This window comes from Kitasatospora albolonga, assembly GCF_039535905.1.
GTDB lineage: Bacteria > Actinomycetota > Actinomycetes > Streptomycetales > Streptomycetaceae > Kitasatospora > Kitasatospora albolonga.
In genome coordinates this window covers 19358-36291 of record NZ_BAAAYB010000066.1, presented here as the reverse complement: position 1 = coordinate 36291, position 16934 = coordinate 19358, and the positions used below count along the sequence as shown (strand labels likewise).

General features: G+C 72.8%; 15 protein-coding genes, 1 tRNA gene, 2 pseudogenes and 1 riboswitch. Of the genes and pseudogenes, 13 read left to right on the top strand and 5 right to left on the bottom strand.

Annotated elements, in window-relative coordinates; all coding sequences use genetic code 11:
- Positions 1-5023 precede the first annotated feature (5023 nt).
- The 7 genes and pseudogenes from ABD946_RS42755 to ABD946_RS16945 all read left to right on the top strand — a co-directional run bounded on the left by ABD946_RS42755 (position 5024) and on the right by ABD946_RS16945 (position 8889).
- Positions 5024-5179, top strand: a complete 156-nt coding sequence (locus tag ABD946_RS42755) for a hypothetical protein (protein WP_425558639.1) — start codon at positions 5024-5026, stop codon at positions 5177-5179.
- A pseudogene (gene trmB / locus ABD946_RS42750) lies at positions 5176-5643 on the top strand (tRNA (guanine(46)-N(7))-methyltransferase TrmB); the annotation flags it as partial. The gene ABD946_RS42755 and the pseudogene trmB, both read left to right, overlap by 4 nt.
- Positions 5644-5752: 109 nt before the next feature.
- Positions 5753-5855 (top strand): annotated as a pseudogene (locus ABD946_RS42745) (tRNA (guanosine(46)-N7)-methyltransferase TrmB); the annotation flags it as partial.
- 99 nt (positions 5856-5954) lie between these two features.
- Positions 5955-6215, top strand: a complete 261-nt coding sequence (locus ABD946_RS16960) for a hypothetical protein (protein ID WP_345284411.1) — start codon at positions 5955-5957, stop codon at positions 6213-6215.
- Positions 6209-7225: a PrsW family intramembrane metalloprotease gene (locus ABD946_RS16955; protein WP_345284409.1), complete on the top strand. Its 1017-nt coding sequence runs from the start codon at positions 6209-6211 to the stop codon at positions 7223-7225. Before ABD946_RS16960 ends, ABD946_RS16955 begins: the two co-directional genes overlap by 7 nt.
- A gap of 46 nt (positions 7226-7271) precedes the next feature.
- A tRNA-Met gene (locus tag ABD946_RS16950) sits at positions 7272-7345 on the top strand.
- A gap of 455 nt (positions 7346-7800) precedes the next feature.
- Positions 7801-8889, top strand: coding sequence for a hypothetical protein (locus ABD946_RS16945; RefSeq protein ID WP_345284407.1), 1089 nt, complete (start codon positions 7801-7803; stop codon positions 8887-8889).
- Here ABD946_RS16945 and ABD946_RS16940 read toward each other — a convergent pair.
- From ABD946_RS16940 to ABD946_RS16930, 3 genes are all read right to left on the bottom strand, one after another.
- Positions 8834-9553 (bottom strand): class I SAM-dependent methyltransferase, encoded by a 720-nt coding sequence (locus tag ABD946_RS16940; RefSeq protein WP_345284405.1) that lies wholly within the window; start codon positions 9551-9553, stop codon positions 8834-8836. The genes ABD946_RS16945 and ABD946_RS16940 overlap by 56 nt on opposite strands.
- Positions 9554-9689: 136 nt before the next feature.
- A complete protein-coding gene (locus tag ABD946_RS16935) occupies positions 9690-10391 on the bottom strand; it encodes a sensor domain-containing protein (RefSeq protein WP_345284403.1) in 702 nt (233 codons plus the stop codon).
- Positions 10392-10501: 110 nt separating this feature from the next.
- Positions 10502-11080: a GNAT family N-acetyltransferase gene (locus ABD946_RS16930; RefSeq protein WP_345284401.1), complete on the bottom strand. Its 579-nt coding sequence runs from the start codon at positions 11078-11080 to the stop codon at positions 10502-10504.
- Positions 11081-11155: 75 nt separating this feature from the next.
- Between ABD946_RS16930 and ABD946_RS16925 the strand changes: the two genes are divergently transcribed.
- Positions 11156-12031 (top strand): hypothetical protein, encoded by an 876-nt coding sequence (locus ABD946_RS16925; RefSeq protein WP_345284399.1) that lies wholly within the window; start codon positions 11156-11158, stop codon positions 12029-12031.
- Positions 12032-12101: 70 nt separating this feature from the next.
- Here ABD946_RS16925 and ABD946_RS16920 read toward each other — a convergent pair whose 3' ends face one another.
- Positions 12102-12947 carry a M23 family metallopeptidase gene (locus tag ABD946_RS16920; RefSeq protein WP_345284398.1) on the bottom strand — a complete coding sequence of 282 codons (846 nt, stop codon included), beginning with the start codon at positions 12945-12947 and terminating at the stop codon, positions 12102-12104.
- 12 nt (positions 12948-12959) lie between these two features.
- Positions 12960-13116, bottom strand: a riboswitch (cyclic di-AMP (ydaO/yuaA leader).
- A gap of 212 nt (positions 13117-13328) precedes the next feature.
- Between ABD946_RS16920 and ABD946_RS16915 the strand changes: the two genes are divergently transcribed.
- Entirely contained in the window at positions 13329-13619 is a 291-nt protein-coding gene (locus ABD946_RS16915) for a YiaA/YiaB family inner membrane protein (RefSeq protein ID WP_345284396.1), read from the top strand.
- A 43-nt stretch (positions 13620-13662) separates the two neighbouring features.
- Here ABD946_RS16915 and ABD946_RS16910 read toward each other — a convergent pair whose 3' ends face one another.
- Positions 13663-13860, bottom strand: a complete 198-nt coding sequence (locus ABD946_RS16910; protein WP_345284394.1) for a tautomerase family protein — start codon at positions 13858-13860, stop codon at positions 13663-13665.
- A gap of 91 nt (positions 13861-13951) precedes the next feature.
- On the opposite strand from ABD946_RS16910, the gene ABD946_RS16905 reads away from it, so the two are divergent.
- The 4 genes from ABD946_RS16905 (at position 13952) to ABD946_RS16890 (ending at position 16900) form a co-directional block, all read left to right on the top strand.
- Positions 13952-14773 (top strand): alpha/beta fold hydrolase, encoded by an 822-nt coding sequence (locus ABD946_RS16905; RefSeq protein ID WP_345284392.1) that lies wholly within the window; start codon positions 13952-13954, stop codon positions 14771-14773.
- On the top strand, positions 14773-15345 hold the full coding sequence (locus ABD946_RS16900; protein WP_345284390.1) for a TetR/AcrR family transcriptional regulator: 573 nt from the start codon (positions 14773-14775) through the stop codon (positions 15343-15345). The genes ABD946_RS16905 and ABD946_RS16900 overlap by 1 nt, the downstream gene beginning before the upstream one ends.
- A gap of 124 nt (positions 15346-15469) precedes the next feature.
- Positions 15470-15676 carry a hypothetical protein gene (locus ABD946_RS16895; RefSeq protein ID WP_345284389.1) on the top strand — a complete coding sequence of 69 codons (207 nt, stop codon included), beginning with the start codon at positions 15470-15472 and terminating at the stop codon, positions 15674-15676.
- A gap of 99 nt (positions 15677-15775) precedes the next feature.
- The gene (locus tag ABD946_RS16890) at positions 15776-16900 is read left to right on the top strand and encodes a PP2C family protein-serine/threonine phosphatase (RefSeq protein ID WP_345284387.1); all 1125 of its coding nucleotides are present in this window, start codon (positions 15776-15778) and stop codon (positions 16898-16900) included.
- Positions 16901-16934: the final 34 nt, after the last annotated feature.

Sequence of the window (16934 nt, the reverse complement as noted above, 5' to 3'; positions counted from 1 at the left end):
GGCTGATCACCCCAGGCGGACGGTTCGGTCGCCAGGGATGGCCGGGGGTGGCGACCCGAGCGGTTACCGGGTGGGGCACCGGAACGCGGCCAAGCTGCTGCACGAGGCGGCCAGCGAGGCCCGGCGCTGGGACTCCAAGTACACACGGCGGGCTGGAGGCACTGGCGTTCCTCGATGGCTGCCATGGAGTGCCCTGCGGGTGGGAGGGGCAGCCTGCTGCTGCTCGGCCGTCACAGCGACGCGGTGGCCGGGCGCTGTCGGCGCGACGGCCGATATGACCCGGCTGGCCGGGTGGATGCGCCTGTCGACACCGGGACAGCACGAGGCGGCCCAGCTTGGACTACTCCAGGCCCTGGCGGCTGGCCCAGGGACGGCCTCCGACGTGCCGCTGGCGGCTACCGTGCTAGCCTCGATGAGCTTCAGGCCCTCGCTACCGCGCTTCGCGGAGGAGCCGCGGGTCGACTTCGCCCAGGCCGCGCTGGAGCGCAAAATATAGGGGGATGGCACCCGCGCGCACCATGAGCTTCTTCAACCTGGTGGAGGCCTTACCGCGCGCACGCCCGGAACAGGGAACGCCGCGTCTGCGCAGGGGGCGCTTCTCCGCCGCCGATAGAGCGCCTGGAGCGCGCGCGGGCGGGGCGACTCCGATCTGCCTGGATTTTGATTCTACGCCTACGACCGGTGGCCGCCGACGCCGCGCAGTGCTTCAGGGACTGGGCGAGCTGCTCGAAGGGTTCCGTCAGTTCACGCCCGACGACTCGGCTGATCGTGTAATGGGACGTACAGAAACTTTTATCAAAGTCTTGGACGTTCTGTACGCTCGCAAGGATTAAGCTGATATTTTATTAGATAGATAATCCACACGCGTATGGATGAGGACTTCGAGTGAAGGCGATTCTTAATATGTGACGATGTGCGTGTGGATCAGCTCGGACTTCGAAACGTGGCAAGGTGCGACGTGGAGCGCAGGATAGTACTTCCGCAGCGCGTAGAGCATCCGGCACTTAGGTTACGTGTGGTAGTCTGCTACGCTCGCCCGGAGCTGTTACGCAACCAGGTAGGAACCGCCCATTGGGGGTCCGCTCGAACTTCACCGGAACGGCCCGCCTGATGGCTGGTCGCTCCCGTGCTAATTAAATGAGTTTATTCATCCAGTAAAATCCACGTAGCCCCTTATACCGCGCCGTAGGTTTGTCTACGCTCCTAGGTACAGCGTGCTCAAGGTGGGGGCTACTCGGCTCGGTGGGATTCTGACGGTTTCGTAACATCCGCATGCCGCTCCGGCATGCTGTGTAGCCTCGTTCGGGAGAGCAAACACGCAACGCCTTTTTTTCCGCCGCGCTGTCTTCTGGACGCTCTCGCTCACTCGGGGGCCCGCACCCCAAGGGTCTCCCACGAGGTTTCTGAGTGATGTCCAGCATGTCCGGATTCAAATCCGCCGGCGGGCCTTAGTTGCCCGCGCGCTTCCGGGTTTCGGCTCCGGCTTACGGGCGTTCTCCGCCCTTTTTTTAGTGTTGTTGACCGGCCGGGGCGGTGACGACCAATACACAACGGCGTCACCGCGGCTACCTCGTGTCGCCCGCTCCGAGTATTCCTGCTTGAGGCGATCAGGGTTGAGCAAACACTGAGTCGGCAGAACAGTTGCGCTGCGTTCTACGAGCAGGCCGCCGACGGGACGATCCGCTTAAATCCTAGGTTTGGTTACCAGACCTGTGGCGAGGCTGACGCAAGCGATGACGGTAATAGTGGACCTGGCCCGTGCATCCGCTGTGGCTACGCTACGGTGAACGGGGAAGGCTTTGAGTCACCGCCGCCCTGGTCTGGCAGTGCTTGCCGCGACCCCAGCCCCGGAGTTCACTCTCCGGGCTCCGCTTCTCGACGCCGGGGTCTTGCGCCCCAGGCTTCACGGCCGGAGCCTTGACCCTAGACTTCTTAGTGCCTAACTATGCTCTGCGATGCAACACCGTCCCGATGCCAACAACGGGTCAGCAAGCTCCGGGAGCTTTTTTATCGGCGAGACAGGTGGAACTTCGGCGGATGCCGCTCACGACGGACCGTAGCCACAGTAGGAAGGGCCAAGGAGGAGTTGCGCTGGAGTACTGGACATCCCTCGACTACGGCCCGGGGCGTGCTCCTCAAGCCGTGACAGCGCGCGTCAAGGCCGATCGTCCGTCAGCGCGCCTCTACACCGGCCACGTCCTGCTCACAGGTAAAGCGACACCACACGCGGCAAAGGGCTACGCGATCGGCGACTGCTGCGAGTTGGCGCCACCCACGTGCTCCGACCCGCAGCTGGCGGGTCAGCACGAGCTGTTACTCTACGCGCTGGACCCTGCCGGCACGGGCCCGAGTCAGAGATTCCTCAGTAGCGCCGAGCCCGCCCTTGCCGTGGATCGACTGGATTGCTTGTCCGTGTCTGCGACCCAGCGGCATCGGAGTTTACTTGGGATGGCGGCGGGGGCTCGGACCTATCGGAGGGTTTGGCTAAGTGCTCTTGAGGAGCCCGATACACCCACACTGGCTAAGCAGCGGCGATGCTATCGCGCACTTGGTGACCACTGACGACACCCCCGGCGTGGCGGCGGAGAGGCTGAGCCGCGGCCGGTATGACCTTGGAAGGCGCTGGCGGATGGCTGCAGGGCACGCTGGACGCCGGCCGGTACTGGGAGCCGTCATCCCGCCATGGGCCCGATGGCGCTGGTCGCGGACAAACCTCGCGCAACTTCGACGGGCTGGGCATCGGCGAGCAGGCGCGCCGCAGAGGTGGCCCGGCGGATGACCATACCACAGCTCCGACCGGAGGAGAGGTGCGGCGCTCCGGCGGCGAGTTCCGTTCGCGTACTGGCCGCGATACCGCGCACGCCGCGAGTCCCGCTGCGCGGCACCTGCGCTGGAGACCGTCGCGCTCGGCCACTCGCTGCGCCACACGTCCCCGCGACTGTTTTAACCCCGGCCGACGCTGGTCCTGGTGGACCGCTCGGGCTCGATGTCGCACCGTCTCAGCGATGCGCACCGAGCTCAACCAGCACGACTTTCGCGCGCGTCTGAGCTCGGCACACCGCCCCTAGGCAGCGTCGCGCCCGAGCGGGGCCGACACTGAGTCGAGTTACGGCCTCCGTGCCACCAGCGGGTCGAGCATCACCACGGCGAGGGACGTGCCATCCGGATGCATGGCAACGCGTCGGCGGGCTGGGGCACGAATGACCGCGCGAGCCGCTCCGGGACAACTACACGGGGCGCACGACACTGGGTGGTATGATCCTGACGGAACGAGCAGGCCGCCCGCGCGACGTTTCCCGACGTGTCTCGCCCGCCGTGCGCCAGCCGAACAGTCCCGGATCTACACGCGACGCACGGCCGGTACCACACCGGCATACGCCCGTCCGGCGCGGCGCCCGAGCAACGTCTTCGGCGGTCCTCTGCGGACGCACGCACCTTCAGGCCTGCATCCCGCTCTTGGAGCGATGGCGGGACACGCTGGCCTGGGAGTAGTGCCGGCCCCGGCGGGGTGCTGCCGACGGGCACACTCGCGCAGGGGCACGGCACTAGGTGATGCTCGCGTCGGCTGGATGCGGGCGACCGAGGGCGGTTCTATGGGCGAGAAGTACGCCGTCGTAGGTGGTGGGCGATCGTCGCTCTCACCACCGCGTACGCGCGGACCGCGGCGCGCGCCGGGCGTGCGGTTTCGCGCTGCTGGAGAAGGAGCCGGAGTTCGCCGCTCCACCAGACGACGCAACAGACGGGTCATCACACAGCGGCGCTTCTACTACAAGCCCGTGGCTCCTGAATGGCGAGCACGCCACGAGGGCGACGAGCGCGACGGATGTGACGCAGCTCACTGACGCGAAGCAGGGCATCGCGCATCGAGGTCATCCGGCAAAGCTGATCGTTCAGGCACACTCGGGCAGACGACTCACCGCGACTGGCACGTCTCAGGGCGACACGCGGCCGGGCCACCAACGGCATCCCGTCGCCTGAGCTCGGACTCGGGCCGGCATCGCGGAGCACGAGCCCGAGGTCACGGACATGGCACGGCTCTGCACAGCGGCACACCGCGGACATCTGCTTGACTTCCCGACGGTGGCCCGCCGCGCTACGCACGAACTGGCACCGCCGAGGGCGGGTGGGCCGACGCTAGACTCACCTCCACGCACGCTCACTCCGGCGACCGCCGGGCCGACGGCCTCACCCTGCAACGCGGCGGCCGCGATGCTGCCACTGCGAGGTCGCTAGGGTCAACTGCGCCGGCCTGCACAGCGACGGATCGCCCGGCTGGCCGGGGACGAGCCGGGCGGTGCGGATCGTCCCCTTCCGCGGCGAGTACTACGAAACTCACCGAGCAGCGCCGGTCGTTGGTGCGGGGCCTGGTCTAACCCGGGTACCGGACCCGGCCTTCCTTCCTCGGCGTCCACCTCACCCGGGGCCGTCCACGGCGACGTCCACGTCGGCCCGAACGCGGTGCCGGCGCGTGGCCCGCGAGGGCTACGACTGGCGCACCGTCAGCCTCCCCGACCTGGCCGAGACGCCCGCTTCCCCGGCACCTGGAAGATCGCCCGGCGGCACTGGCGCTAACGAGCTCGGCGAACTGCAGCCGCTCGCTCTCCAAGAAGGCCTTCACCACCGCCGTCCAGCGTCTGCTCCCCGCCGTCACCGCCGCCGACTAGTCCCCGCCACCGCCGGCGTCCGCGCCCAGGCCGTCGCCCGGACGGCACCCTCCTCGACGACTTCGCCTTCGCCGGCTCCGGCCGCACCGTCCACGTCCTCAACGCACCCTCGCCCGCGGCGACCGCTTCGCTCCCGATCGGCCGCGAAATCGCCGCACGGCACTCGCCGCCCTGCCGTAGGTGGTTCCACCGGGGGCGCGGGGAACTGCGCGAGTACGGAAGGCGGAACCAGCGTGAGATCAGGGCAGGCGAGCCAGTTGCACGTGCTGCTGTTCCCCCGCGCGCAGTCTCCTCGCGCCCCTGAGGCTCCTCCCGTGTGCCCCGGCTCACCGAGTGGGGTGTCCTAGACTCGGGTGATTGTGACTGCCACCGCCCCCGCACCCCAGAGCTCCCCGTCCGCGCGCCTGTCGGCCGCCCCGGCCGGCTACCCCGCGCCGATGTACCCGCACCGGGCCACCGAGGAGCAGCACCGCGAACACCGCATCCGCAGCTTCCAGCCCCGCCGGGCCGGATGACCCCCGCGCAGGCGGGAGCGCTGGACCGCGGCTGGGAGCGGTACGGGCTGGCGATCGACGGGACTCCGCTGGACCTGCGGGAGCTGTTCGGCGGGCTGCCGGTCACCCTGGAGATCGGCTTCGGGATGGGCGAGACCACGGCCGCGATGGCCGCCGCCGACCCGGGCACGGGGATCCTGGCGGCCGACGTGCACACCCCGGGCCACGGGAACCTGCTGCAGCTGCTGGAGCGCAACGGTTCGCAGAACGTCCGCCTGGCGGCCGGCGCACGCGGTGATCCTGCTGCGCGACATGCTGCCGGACGCCTCGCTGGCCGGTCCTGCGGGTGTACTTCGCCGACCCGTGGCCGAAGCCGAAGCACCACAAAGCGCCGCCTGGTCCAGCAGTCCTTCCTTGAGCTGGTCCTGCCGCGGCTGGCACCGGGTGCGCTGGTGCACTGCGCCACCGACTGGGAGCCGTACGCCGAGCAGATGCTGGCCGTGCTGTCGGCCTCGCCCGAGCTGGAGAACCTGCACCCGGAGGGCGACGGGACCGGCTGGCTGGAGCCGGCGGAGCACCGGCGGGTTCGGTGCCGGCTACGCGCCGCGGCCCGAGTGGCGGCCGGTGACCCAAGTTCGAGCGGGCCGGGATCGCCAAGGGCCACGTGGTGCACGACCTGCTGTTCCGCCGCCGCTGAGCCCCGGGGTGACGGGGGCCTGACGCCGTATCACGGCGCTCCGCCTCGGATGCCCGGTTGCCCGGAGCCCTCCCGAGCGGTGGGTGGTTCCCCTACCCTGTGCCGGGTGAGCAGTCCGCCCAGTGGCGGCCCGCCCCGGCCGCGGCTCCGCGCGGGGGCAGCGCCGCCACCGCCGATCCGCTCCCGTCCACCGCCGGCCCCGCGACCATCCCGGGGCCCCGGGTGCGGCGGGTCGGCCTGCTGTTGCACTGGTACCCCTACGTGCGGGCCGAGCAGCTGCTGCGACGGGCCCGGCGCTGCGCTACCCGGCGCTCTCCTCGGCCCTGGCCGCGTTCGCGCTGGCCGGGTGCGGGGTGCTGATCCTGCGGCTGGTGCACCGGCAGACCGGGACCACCGGGCTGCTGGTCGGGCTGGGGCTGGCGCTGCTGCCGCTGCCCTTCGTGCTGGGGGCACTGGCCTGGCTCAACCAGACCGCGCGGGTGCCGCTGCGGCACACCCTGTTCTGCCTGGCCTGGGGCGCCTGTGCGGCCACCACGGTGGCGCTGCTGGCCAACGGCTGGGCCGGGGACTTCCTGATCGCCCGTCAGGGCAGCGTCCGGGGCGAGACCCTGCTGGCCGACGTGGCCACCCCGTTGATCGAGGAGGCGGCCAAGGGCGCGGCGCTGGCGATGCTGCTGCTGCCGGTGCGCAGGCGGCTGCGCTGCCACGTGGAGCGGACCTGCGCGGTGCTGGCCCGGCGGACCCACCTGCCCGCCCGGCGGGTGGCCCGGGTGGTCCGGGTGCTGCGCCCGTACCGGCGGCCCGAGTTCCGGCCCCGGCTGCGGCCGGCCTACTTCCGCCGTCCGGTGCGGACCCCGGCGCGGCGGCGGGCCCGGTCAAGCCCGCGCACGCTGGCCGCCGGGGTGGTGCTGGGCGGGGTGACGGCCTGCGGCTTCGCCTTCACCGAGAACGCCCTCTACCTGGGCCGGGCCTTCACCGACGACCAGCAGGACCGGCTGGACAGCATCGGCCTGGGCGCCGAACCGAGCCTGCGGGACTACGACTCCACCGTGCACACCTTCGTGCTGCGCGGCCTGCTCTCCCCCTTCGCCCACCCGCTGTTCACCGCGCTGACCGGGCTGGGCATCGCCATCGCCCTGACCACCGGCCGCCGCTGGGCGGCCCGGCTGGCCGCCCCGGTGGGCCTGCTGCTCTCGATGTCGCTGCACGGCGCCTGGAACGCGGCGGCGGGCGAGGGCACCCGGGGCTTCCTGCTGGTGTACGGGCTGCTGATGGTGCCCTGCTTCGCCGCGCTGGTCTGCTTCGCGCTGTGGGCCCGAACCCGGGCCAGGAGCGGCCGGCACCGGGAGCTGCCGGCCGCCGCCGGATAACCGATTTTGCTTCTGCGCAGCTCTCACGTACTGTTGGGTTCACCGACGCGGGGTGGAGCAGCTCGGTAGCTCGCTGGGCTCATAACCCAGAGGTCGCAGGTTCAAATCCTGTCCCCGCTACTCAGTAGCACGGAAGGCCCGGCAGACATCGTCTGCCGGGCCTTCCGCCGTTCCCGGCGGAAAACCCGTTGTGCGCTCCGGACCCTCCTGCCTACAGTGGCCGCACACTGAAAGGAGGTGATCCTGAGTTGAGTTCTTTCAGGATGCGTGAGGTGGCTGCTCGCTAGAGCCGCCCCTGCCTGCGCAGGACCCGAGGGCGTACGACCTCCGGCGGCAGGCGAATTCCCAGCAGTCACCCGGCCCGTGGTGCTCACCGGTACATCCCCGGTGCCTCACCGGTCCGTCCCCCACCGGGGCGGTCGGCGAGGAGCAGCCCACGGGCCGTCTGCGTTCCCGCGGGCGGTCCGGCCCGGCGCGACGCGCGGTCCGACGCGACCTGCCAGAGGTCGTGCACGCCCTGCCCAGGCGGTGGGCGGTCCGCTACAGTCGCAGCGACTTCGGGAGGGGTGGGCGCGGTGGACCTGCACAAGGACGGCGTGGCGAAGGTCGGGATGGGCTCCGTGGTGGGGGCCGGACTGCTCGGGCTGGTGCTCTACGCCTCGACCTCGACGGACTGGGCCGGGGCCCTCGGCGGCGGGCTGGTAGTGGCCGCGGCCTTCGCGGTGGCGGGGGCCGGGGTGGGCTTCCTGTTCGGCATCCCGCGGCTGCTGACCAGCGGGGCGGCGTCCCGGCCGGACGACATGAGCGCCACCTCGACGGGCAGTTACTCGCCCAACACCAATCTGGAGCAGGTCTCCGACTGGCTGACCAAGATCCTGCTGGGCGCCGGGCTGACCCAGATCGGCTCGCTGCCGGGCCTGCTCCGCGAGCTCGGCCACGCGCTGGCCCCGGTGGTCGGGAACGGCCCCGGCGCCCCGGCCTTCGCCGCGGCGCTGACGGTGTACTTCACGGTGATCGGCTTCCTCTCCGGCTGGCTGCTGACCCGCCTGCGGCTGGCCAAGGCGCTCTCCACCGCCGACCGGCAGACCCTGGACGACTCGGTCCGGCAGACCCGCGCCCGGGCCCGGGAGCTGAACTTCACCACGGCCGAGGTGGAGAAGCTCTTCGCCACCCAGACCGAGGGCCTCCAGGTCCAGGCGCTGGCCCTGCTCCAGGGCGACCCGGACCCGGAGAACTACCACCTGATCCTGCGGGCGGTGAGCAGCGAGCTGCCGCCGTTCGTGCTGCTCCAGGCCCTGCTGGCGGCCAAGGCGGCGGTGGAGCACGGCGGGTTGGCGCCGGAGCAGCGGCGGGAGCTGCGGTTCGCGGTGGAGAACAAGATGCGCAACGACCGTGCGGTGCCGCCGGATTCGCGGCGGCGAGTGGTGGCGGGGCAGATCCTGAAGCTGCTCGCGGTGGAGGCGGCGGTGCCCGGAGGGGCGGTGCCGGAGGCGCCGGAGGCCTCGGAGGTGGCGGCTGCGGCGGCTGCGGCGGCTGCGGCGGCGTCGGAGGTGCTCGCGGATCCGGTGCTGCCGGCGGTGCCGTCGCAGGCGAGCGGCGGGGACGCGGTCACGGACGGGGCGGAGCGGCCGAGCGTCGGCGGTGGTCGGCCCGGCGGAGAATGAGCACCCGCCGGGTGCGGCCGTCCTCGGGGCGGGGGAATCGGCGCACCTCGGTGCCGATCCGGTGTTCGCCCAGGCGGGCCCGGAGTGCGGGGAGGTGCGGGCAGGGGCGGGCGGCTCCGTCGTGCAGCGGGAAGACGCGGACCTCGCCCTCCGGGGCGGTGACCCGGACCAGTTCCAGCAGGGCCGCCAACTGCCGCTCGGGCGGGAAGAGTTCGGGGTAGGCGAAGAGCAGGTAGGAGCTCAGGCTGAGCGCGAAGCTGCCGTCGGCGAAGGGGAGCCGGGGCAGCGCGGCGGCCACGTAGCGCTCGGGGTGGGCGGCGCGGTCGGCGGTGAAGAGGGCGTGGGCGCGGTCCCAGCTGCGCAGGTAACGCTCCGTCGGGCGGGCCCGGGGCGAGGGGTAGAGCTCGGGGGCGGTCACCATCCGGTCGGCCATCCGGGTGCGGGCGGCCCGGGCGAGGGCGGCCAGTTGGGGCGGGGTGGCGGTGTAGACCGGGTCGGCCGCGATGACGGTGACGCCGAGGGCGCGGGCCTCGGCCGCGAGGCCGGCCGTGCCGCCGGGGCAGTCCAGGAGCGGGCCCGGGAGGGCGGCGAGGGCGGAGCGGGTGAGGCCGAACAGGGCGCAGTACTCGTCGAGGGGGCGGGAGGTGACGAGGGGGGTGCTCATTCGATCATCGGAGCACGGTGGGGGTGGGCGTGCACGGCAGCACGTGCAACTGAGTCGTCTGCCCCGATCTTGCGGTCGGATGCCTCCGATTCGCGCAGTTCCTCGCGCCCCTGGGCGCGCGTCCTGCGGAGGCGCCTCAGCGGCACAGGGTGCGGATGGCGAGGCGGGAGACGTTGGTGAGGCCGCGGACCAGGGGCGGGGTGAGGAAGACGAAGACGAAGCCGAGGAAGGAGACGCCGAGGATCTGCCAGTTGGAGGTCAGGTAGTACTCGTGGTGGACCCCGGCGTCGGTGGTGAAGTCGTAGAGCTGGTAGCCGGGCCAGTCGGTGTAGCGGGCGAAGACCCACTGGTAGGCGGGGAAGGCGGCGAGGACCCAGCCGACGGTGAGGGTGACCACCGGGAGCACGAAGGCGACGATCGACCAGGGCAGCATCAGGAACTGGTAGAGCGCGGCCCGCCAGCCGAGGCCGTCGGAGAGGCCCGCGGTCACGGCGCCCCAGAAGCCGGGGCGGCTCCGGCGGACCGGCTCCGGGTCGCCGACCTCGGTGTCGAGGAGGGTGCGGGCGCGGTGTCGCTCCAGCGCGGCGAAGCCGCGGCCGCCGGCGGTGAGGGCGGCCAGGACCGGGAGGCCGAGGACGGTGACCAGGAGGCCCAGGCCGGCGGAGAACAGGGCCACGGTGAAGGCGAAGCCGAGGACCGCGAGCGGGAGCGCGGTGAGCAGGAAGCCCAGTTCGCGGTAGGGGGCGGCACTGAACGGCGCCCGCCAGAAGCCGGGGCCGGCCGGGCCGGCCGTCCGGCCGCCGTACCGCGCCGCGTAGGTGTGGGTCTGACTGGTCATCACCGGCTCCTCGTCCGCTTCCTGCCGCTCCTGGCTCACGCTCCTACGGTCGCAGGGCGGTGCGGGGCGGCGGAATGAGGTCCGCCGGTGCGTGGGGGGTGGGGTTCTCCCTACCCCCGGGCGGGGACGGGGCCGGGCCACTCGTCGTCGAGGAGGGAGTACTGGTCGGAGTCGCACCAGCGTCCGCCGACCCTCAGGTCCCGGCGGACGCGGCCCTCCAGTTGGAAGCCGGCCCGCAGGAGGAGCCGGGCGGAGGCGGTGTTGGCGGGGTCGACCCGGGCGGCCAGGCGGGCGAGTCCGAGGGTGCGGAAGGCCAGGGTGCAGAGCAGCTCGGTGACCTCGCCGCCGTGGCCGCGGCCCCAGGTGTCCCGGCGCAGCGCGTAGCCGATCGAGGCGGCGTGGGCGGACTCCACGGTGAGGACGGCACTGCCGATCAGCGGGGCGGTCTCCGGGGGGCCGTCGGCGTGGCGGGTGACGGCCAGTCGGTAGCCGGTGCGGGGGTGTTCCTCGGACAGGTCGAGGGCGAGGGCCAGCTGGTCGGCGCAGGTGTCGAGGTCGGCCGGTTCGAAGGCGAGGTGGCGGACGGTCTCGGGGTCGCCGTAGACGGCGTGCAGCGCGGCCGCCTCCTCGGGCGTGCCGTGCAGTTCGCGCAGGGCGAGCCGAGGGCCGGTGAGCCGGACAGGGGTCATGCCTCACGACCCTACGCGGGGCGGCGGCCCGGCGCCCCGGCGTCCCGACGGTCCGTCACCGGATACCGTACGAGGGTGAACCACGAGGACCTCCTGCTCAGCCCCCGTACCCGCGCCGGCGACCTGCTCGACTGGGCCGCCGAACAGGGCCGGCCGCCGGTGCCGGAGCCCGCGCTGCAGACCGTGCTCACCCTGCTGGAGCTGGGCGACGGCCGGATGCACGACGGCTTCCCGGAGCTGACCTCCGTGGTGCTGGAGCAACTGCTGTACGAGCGGCTCTACCTGTACGTCCAGCCGGAGTCCGAGCCGGAGGCGTACGGCAGGGCGGTCGAGCTGCTGATCGACCATCAGCGGGCCACCAAGCGGCTGAACGCCAAGCGGCAGGAGAAGCTGCACGCGGAGGCCGAGTGGCAGGGCGAGCTGCTCTGCGGCCTGCTGCGCCAGCCGCACCTGGTGACCTGGCCGCGGCTGTACGCGCTGCTGCTGCGGGCGGACGGGGTGGACACGGCGGACGAGGGCGCGGTGCGGGCCTGGCTGGACGGGTTCCGCGAGCTGACGCCGGAGCAGCGGGCCGAGGCGTACGGGGCCCTGGCCGGGCTGGACGAGGTCGGCTCGGACGGCGGGTGGGGGCCGACCCGGGTGATCTCGGTCGGGATGGCGACGGACGGGGCGCGGATGCTGCTGGAGAACCGGCTGATGCAGCGCTCCTACCGGAACCTCGCGGGGCTGAACGCGCTCGGGCTGCCGATGCCCGAGGAGCTCTCGGGGGACTTCGACGCGTTCGAGGCGGCGGTGGCCGAGGAGGCGCTGCGCCTGTGCGGCGAGTGGACGGTGCCGGGGCTGGCCGCCCTGCTGGTGCACGAGTACCCGGACCTGGCTCCGGAGCCGGGGCACGAGGAGATCGAGGCGTACCTGACGGCCCAGGGGTACGAGGAGCAGGAGCAGGACTGACGGACCGGGGCTGACACCGGGGCCGACGGCTCGGGCCCGCGGCCGGGGAGGCGGCGGGCCCGACGGGGTGTCAGGGGTTGAGGCCGTGGGCCTGGAGCCAGGTCAGCGGGTCGACCGGGGTGGCGCCGGCGGGGCGGACCTCGAGGTGGAGGTGGGGGCCGGTGACGTTGCCGGTGGCCCCGACCTTGCCGAGCACGGTGCCGGGGGCGACCTGGCCGGAGGCGACGGTGATCGAGGAGAGGTGGCAGTACCAGAGCTCGGTGCCGTCGGGCAGGGTCTGGATCACCCGGTAGCCGTACGCGCCGGACCAGCCGGCCGAGCTGACGGTGCCTCCGGCGACGGCGACCACGGGGGTGCCGGTGGCGGCGGCGAAGTCCAGGCCGGTGTGCAGGTGGGACCAGTAGGAACCGGACTGCCCGTAGTGCGCGGTGAGCTGGTACCCGCTGGTGGGGAGGGCGAAGTCGGCCGCCCGGGCCGCCTTCGCGGCGGCGGCCTCGGCGGCGGCGAGCTCCTCGGCCTGGGCGGTGCGCTTGGCCTCGGCCTCCTGCGCGGCGGCCAGCCGGGCGGTCTCCTCCGCGGTGGTGCGCTGGCCGTCGGCCTGCTGCTGGATGCGGGCGGCGAGGGCCAGCCCGGGGTCGGCGGAGAGCGGACGCTCCCCGTCGGTGCGGTCCGCGTCGGCCTGGTCGGCGGTGGCGACGGCGGGCGGGGCGGGAGCGGCGGCGGCCGGGGCGGCGGCCGCGAAGCCGGTGGCGCCGAGCGAGGCGGCCATGGCGGTGACGCCGAGCAGCGGGCCGGAGGAGCGGGTCTGACGGGGCATCCGGTGCCGGGCCGCCTCCTGCGGGAGGGGGTGGTCGAGCAGCTGGGTGGTGCCGCTGCCGTCGTGCCGGGGGTGTGCCTGGGTGTGCGTCGACGCCACGGAGGCGCGCTCCTTTCCTTCCTTCGCGCCTACCGGGTTAGCTGACGGGTTCGGAGCAGGAAGGTCTCCTACGGCCGGGTGGTGCCCGGCCGATTCACCCCAAGGAACGTGGTTCCCCGGCTCCCTGACCCTCCCGTGGGAGGGCCGTGGGATTAGGCGACGGCGCACGGTGCCGTTCGGGTACGGCGTTGCCGACCGCGCTGCGTTATCAAACGTTAATCCTAGGAGCCCATGATTCCAAGCGCCTTGAGTGGTGCAGTCCATCTCTTTCCGGCACACCGCGGGCCGGGGCCGCCGGGCCGGGTACTCAGCCCCCCGCACCGGCCGGGATTGAGCACCCGTACTCAGGTGCGGGGCAAGGGAGTTGGCCATCCTGGGAGCATGACCGCAGCCACCCAGCCCCGGACCACCAACGCCTACTACGCCCAGGCCGTGCTCTCCTTCGCGCTGGCCACCGCCGCCCTCGCCCTGGGTGTCCTGTACCTGCCGGTGAACGCCTGGATGCGGGCGTTCCTCGCGGTCGGCCTGCTCTGGGAGATCACCTCGGCATTCACCCTCGCGAAGGTGATCCGGGACCGTCAGGAGGAGGGGGAGATCACCACCCGGGTCGACCAGGCCCGACTGGAGAAGCTCCTCGCCGAGCACGACCCGTTCCGGGTGGACGCGCCCTGACCTCCCCGACCGGCCCCCACCCGGCCCCCCGCCTGACCGGCCGTCAGCCCTTGGCGCGCTTGGCCGCGAAGGTCTCGCCGCCCGAGGACCAGTTCTCGGCCGGGACCTCCTCGATCGCCACCCAGATGTTCTCCGGACTCACGCCGGTGATCCGGGCGTAGGTCGCGGTGAGCTCGCGGGCGATCTCCGCCCGTTGCTCCTCGCTCCGGCCGGACAGCTGCTTGACGTTGATGAACGGCATGACGCCCCTTCCGCATTCGGACTTCTCCGGTCCGCACGCTAGCACCGCCGCATCCGTTGACGGCTAAGGCTATTAGCCTTAGCTTTGAGGCATGACGACGCTTTCGCACCCCGAGACCCGGTACCTCGACCTCCCCGGCGGCCGGCTGGCCTACGACGACACTCCGGGCACCGGCCTGCCGGTGGTCCTGCTCCCCGGCATGCTCGACTCCCGCACGGTCTACCGGTACCTGCGCCCGCTGCTGGCCGCGGCCGGCCACCGGGTGATCACCCTCGACCTGCGCGGCTTCGGCGAGTCCTCGGTCGACTGGGACGACTACTCCCCCGCCGCCCTGGCCGGCGACGTGCTGGCCCTGCTCGACCACCTCGGGGTCGAGCGCGCCGCGCTGGCCGGGAACTCCTACACCGGCGCCACCGTGGTCAGGGCCGCCGCCGACGCCCCGGAGCGGATCGCCGGGATCGCCCTGATCGACGCCTTCGTGGAGAACCTGCCGCCGACGGCCGCCCAGCGCGCCCTGCTCAAGGCCCTGGGCCTGGCCCTGGTGCACGTCCCCGCCTTCTGGGGCCTCTACCTGGACAAGGCCTACCCGGGCGCCAAGCCCGCCGACTTCGCCGCGTACAAGGCGGCCTCGGTCGCCGCCCTGCGCACCCCCGGCCGCAAGAAGGCCACCCGGGGCTACGTCACCGGCGACTCCTCCCCCGTGGGCTGGACGGCGGGGGTCCGCTGCCCCTCACTGGTCCTGATGGGCGGCCAGGACCCGGACTTCCCGGACCCGGAGGCGGTGGCCGACCGCCAGACGGCGGCCCTGACGGCCCGTAAGGTGATGATCGACGGTGCCGGGCACTACCCGATGGCGGAGTACCCGCAGGCCACCGCCGACGCCCTGCTCCCCTTCCTGCACGAGGTTCGCTGATGCCCAGGGTCGGACTCACCCCCGCCGGCGTGGTGGACCACGCCGTGGAGCTGATCGACGCTCAGGGGCCCGACGCCCTCACCCTCGCCTCGGTCGCCGCCCGCGCGGGCGTCGCCACCCCCTCGCTCTACAAGCACGTCCCCGGCGGCCTGGCCGAGCTGCGCCGGCTGGTCGCCGTCCGGGTCACCGAGGAGCTGGCCGAGCGGCTGGCCGCGGCGGTCCGGGGGCTCGGCCGGGACTCGGCCGCCACCGCGCTGCTCGGCGCCTACCTCGACTACGCCGACCGGTACCCGCGCCGCTACGCCGCCCTCCCGCAGGCCCCCCAGGACGACCCCGAACTGACCGCCGCGGCCGCCCGCCTGGTCGGCGTGATCCTCACCGTCCTGGACGGCTACGGGCTGACCGGCGAGGAGGCGGTGCACGCCGCCCGCGCGGTCCGTTCGACGGCGCACGGCTTCGCCTCGCTGGCCGCCGCCGGGGCGTTCCGGCTGAGCGCCGAACTGACGGTGACTCGAGAGCGGCTGATCGGGGTAGTGGTCGAGGGGCTGCGGAACTGGCCGACGGGGGGTTAGATACCAGTTCACGGGAACGGTATCCGTTCGGGTGGTTTTCGATACCGAACCGTCGCCGAGGCCGGGTGACACTGACAGCCTTCCGGTACGTACCCGTACCGACACCAGTCCGAAGGACGTGCGCATGACGCAGACCACGCCCGCCGCCCGGCCCGCCACCGGGCTGGTCCCGGCGCAGCGCACCCCCCTCGCCGGCTCCGGCCGCACCCCGGCCGCCGCGCCCGCCGTCTCCACCGGGCGCCGCCTGCTGGCCATCGCGCTCGGCATCCGCTCGCTGCGCAGCGTCCCGGCCCGCCGGCAGGAGTCCTACGGCGAGTGCGACGGGCAGTAGTCCGGCCGCCGGTAGGCCCGTTGGCCCAGGCCGGCGGGTGCCGCACGGGGTTCCTGCCTAGAGTGGCCTGACGGAAGGTCAGCCACCGGCGGAGGTCAGGTGCCCGCAGTCACCACGATCGGACGCCGGCTCGCGGACCGGCTGCGGCGCGGGCCCGGCGGACGCTGGGCCAGCCAGCTCCTGGACGGGGACCCGTCCGCCGAGAAGGCCGCGCTCGGCCTGCTCTCGGTGCTCGCCCTGCTGCTCGCCCTGCTGGCCGTGGTCTTCCCGACCGGCTGCCCGCCGTCCGCCCTGGTGCTGCCGGTGATCCTCGGCGGCTTCCTGCTCCACACCCGGCGTCAGCTGGCCCTGCTGGTCCCGGTCGCGCTCGGCCTGGGCGCCTGCTTCCTCTGGCGCGAACCGCTCGGCCTCACCCCCGGCTCCACCTGGGTGGTGATCGTCTCCGCGCTGACCGTGCTGCTGACCTCGCGTCACCGCAGCCGGCTCGGGCTCCGCGGCACCCGGGGCGACGCCATGCTGCTCGAACTCTCCGAGCGGACCACCGCGCTCGGGCGCCTCCCCGGCCGGCTGCTCGACTGGCGCTTCCACCAGGCGCTGGCGCCGGTCTCCGGCACCTTCTTCTCCGGGGACTTCCTGCTCGCCTCGCACCGGCCGGAGCAGGACCTGCTGGAGGTGGTGCTGGTGGACGTCTCCGGCAAGGGCAGCCGGGCCGCCGCGCGGTCGATGCACCTCTCCGGGGCCTTCGCGATGCTGCTCGGCTCGGTGCCGCCGGAGGCCTTCCTGCCCACCGCCAACGACTACCTCGCCCGGCTCGACTGGGAGGAGGAGTTCGCCACCGCCGTCCACCTGGCCCTGCACCCCTCGCACGGCGGCTACCGCCTCTTCAACGCCGGCCACCCGCCCGCCGCCCACTACCACCGGGCGAACGGCGGCAGCTGGCTGCTCGCCACCGACGGCGGGCCCGCACTGGGCATCCTGGCCGGGTCGCGGTACCCGCCCGTGCACGGCCAGCTCGACCACGGCGATTCGCTGCTGCTCTACAGCGACGGCCTGGTCGAGGTCCCCGGCGAGGACATCGACGACGGGATCGGGCGGATGCTCGCCACCGCCGCCCCGCTGCTCCGCTCCGCGGTGGGCGACCCCGCCACCGCCCTCCTCGACGCCGTGGCCCCGGACGTCGCCGACGACCGCACCGTGGTCGTCGTCCACCGCCGCCTCGGCTAGCGCCCGCGCAGGAAGCGCTTCGCGGGAAACGCCC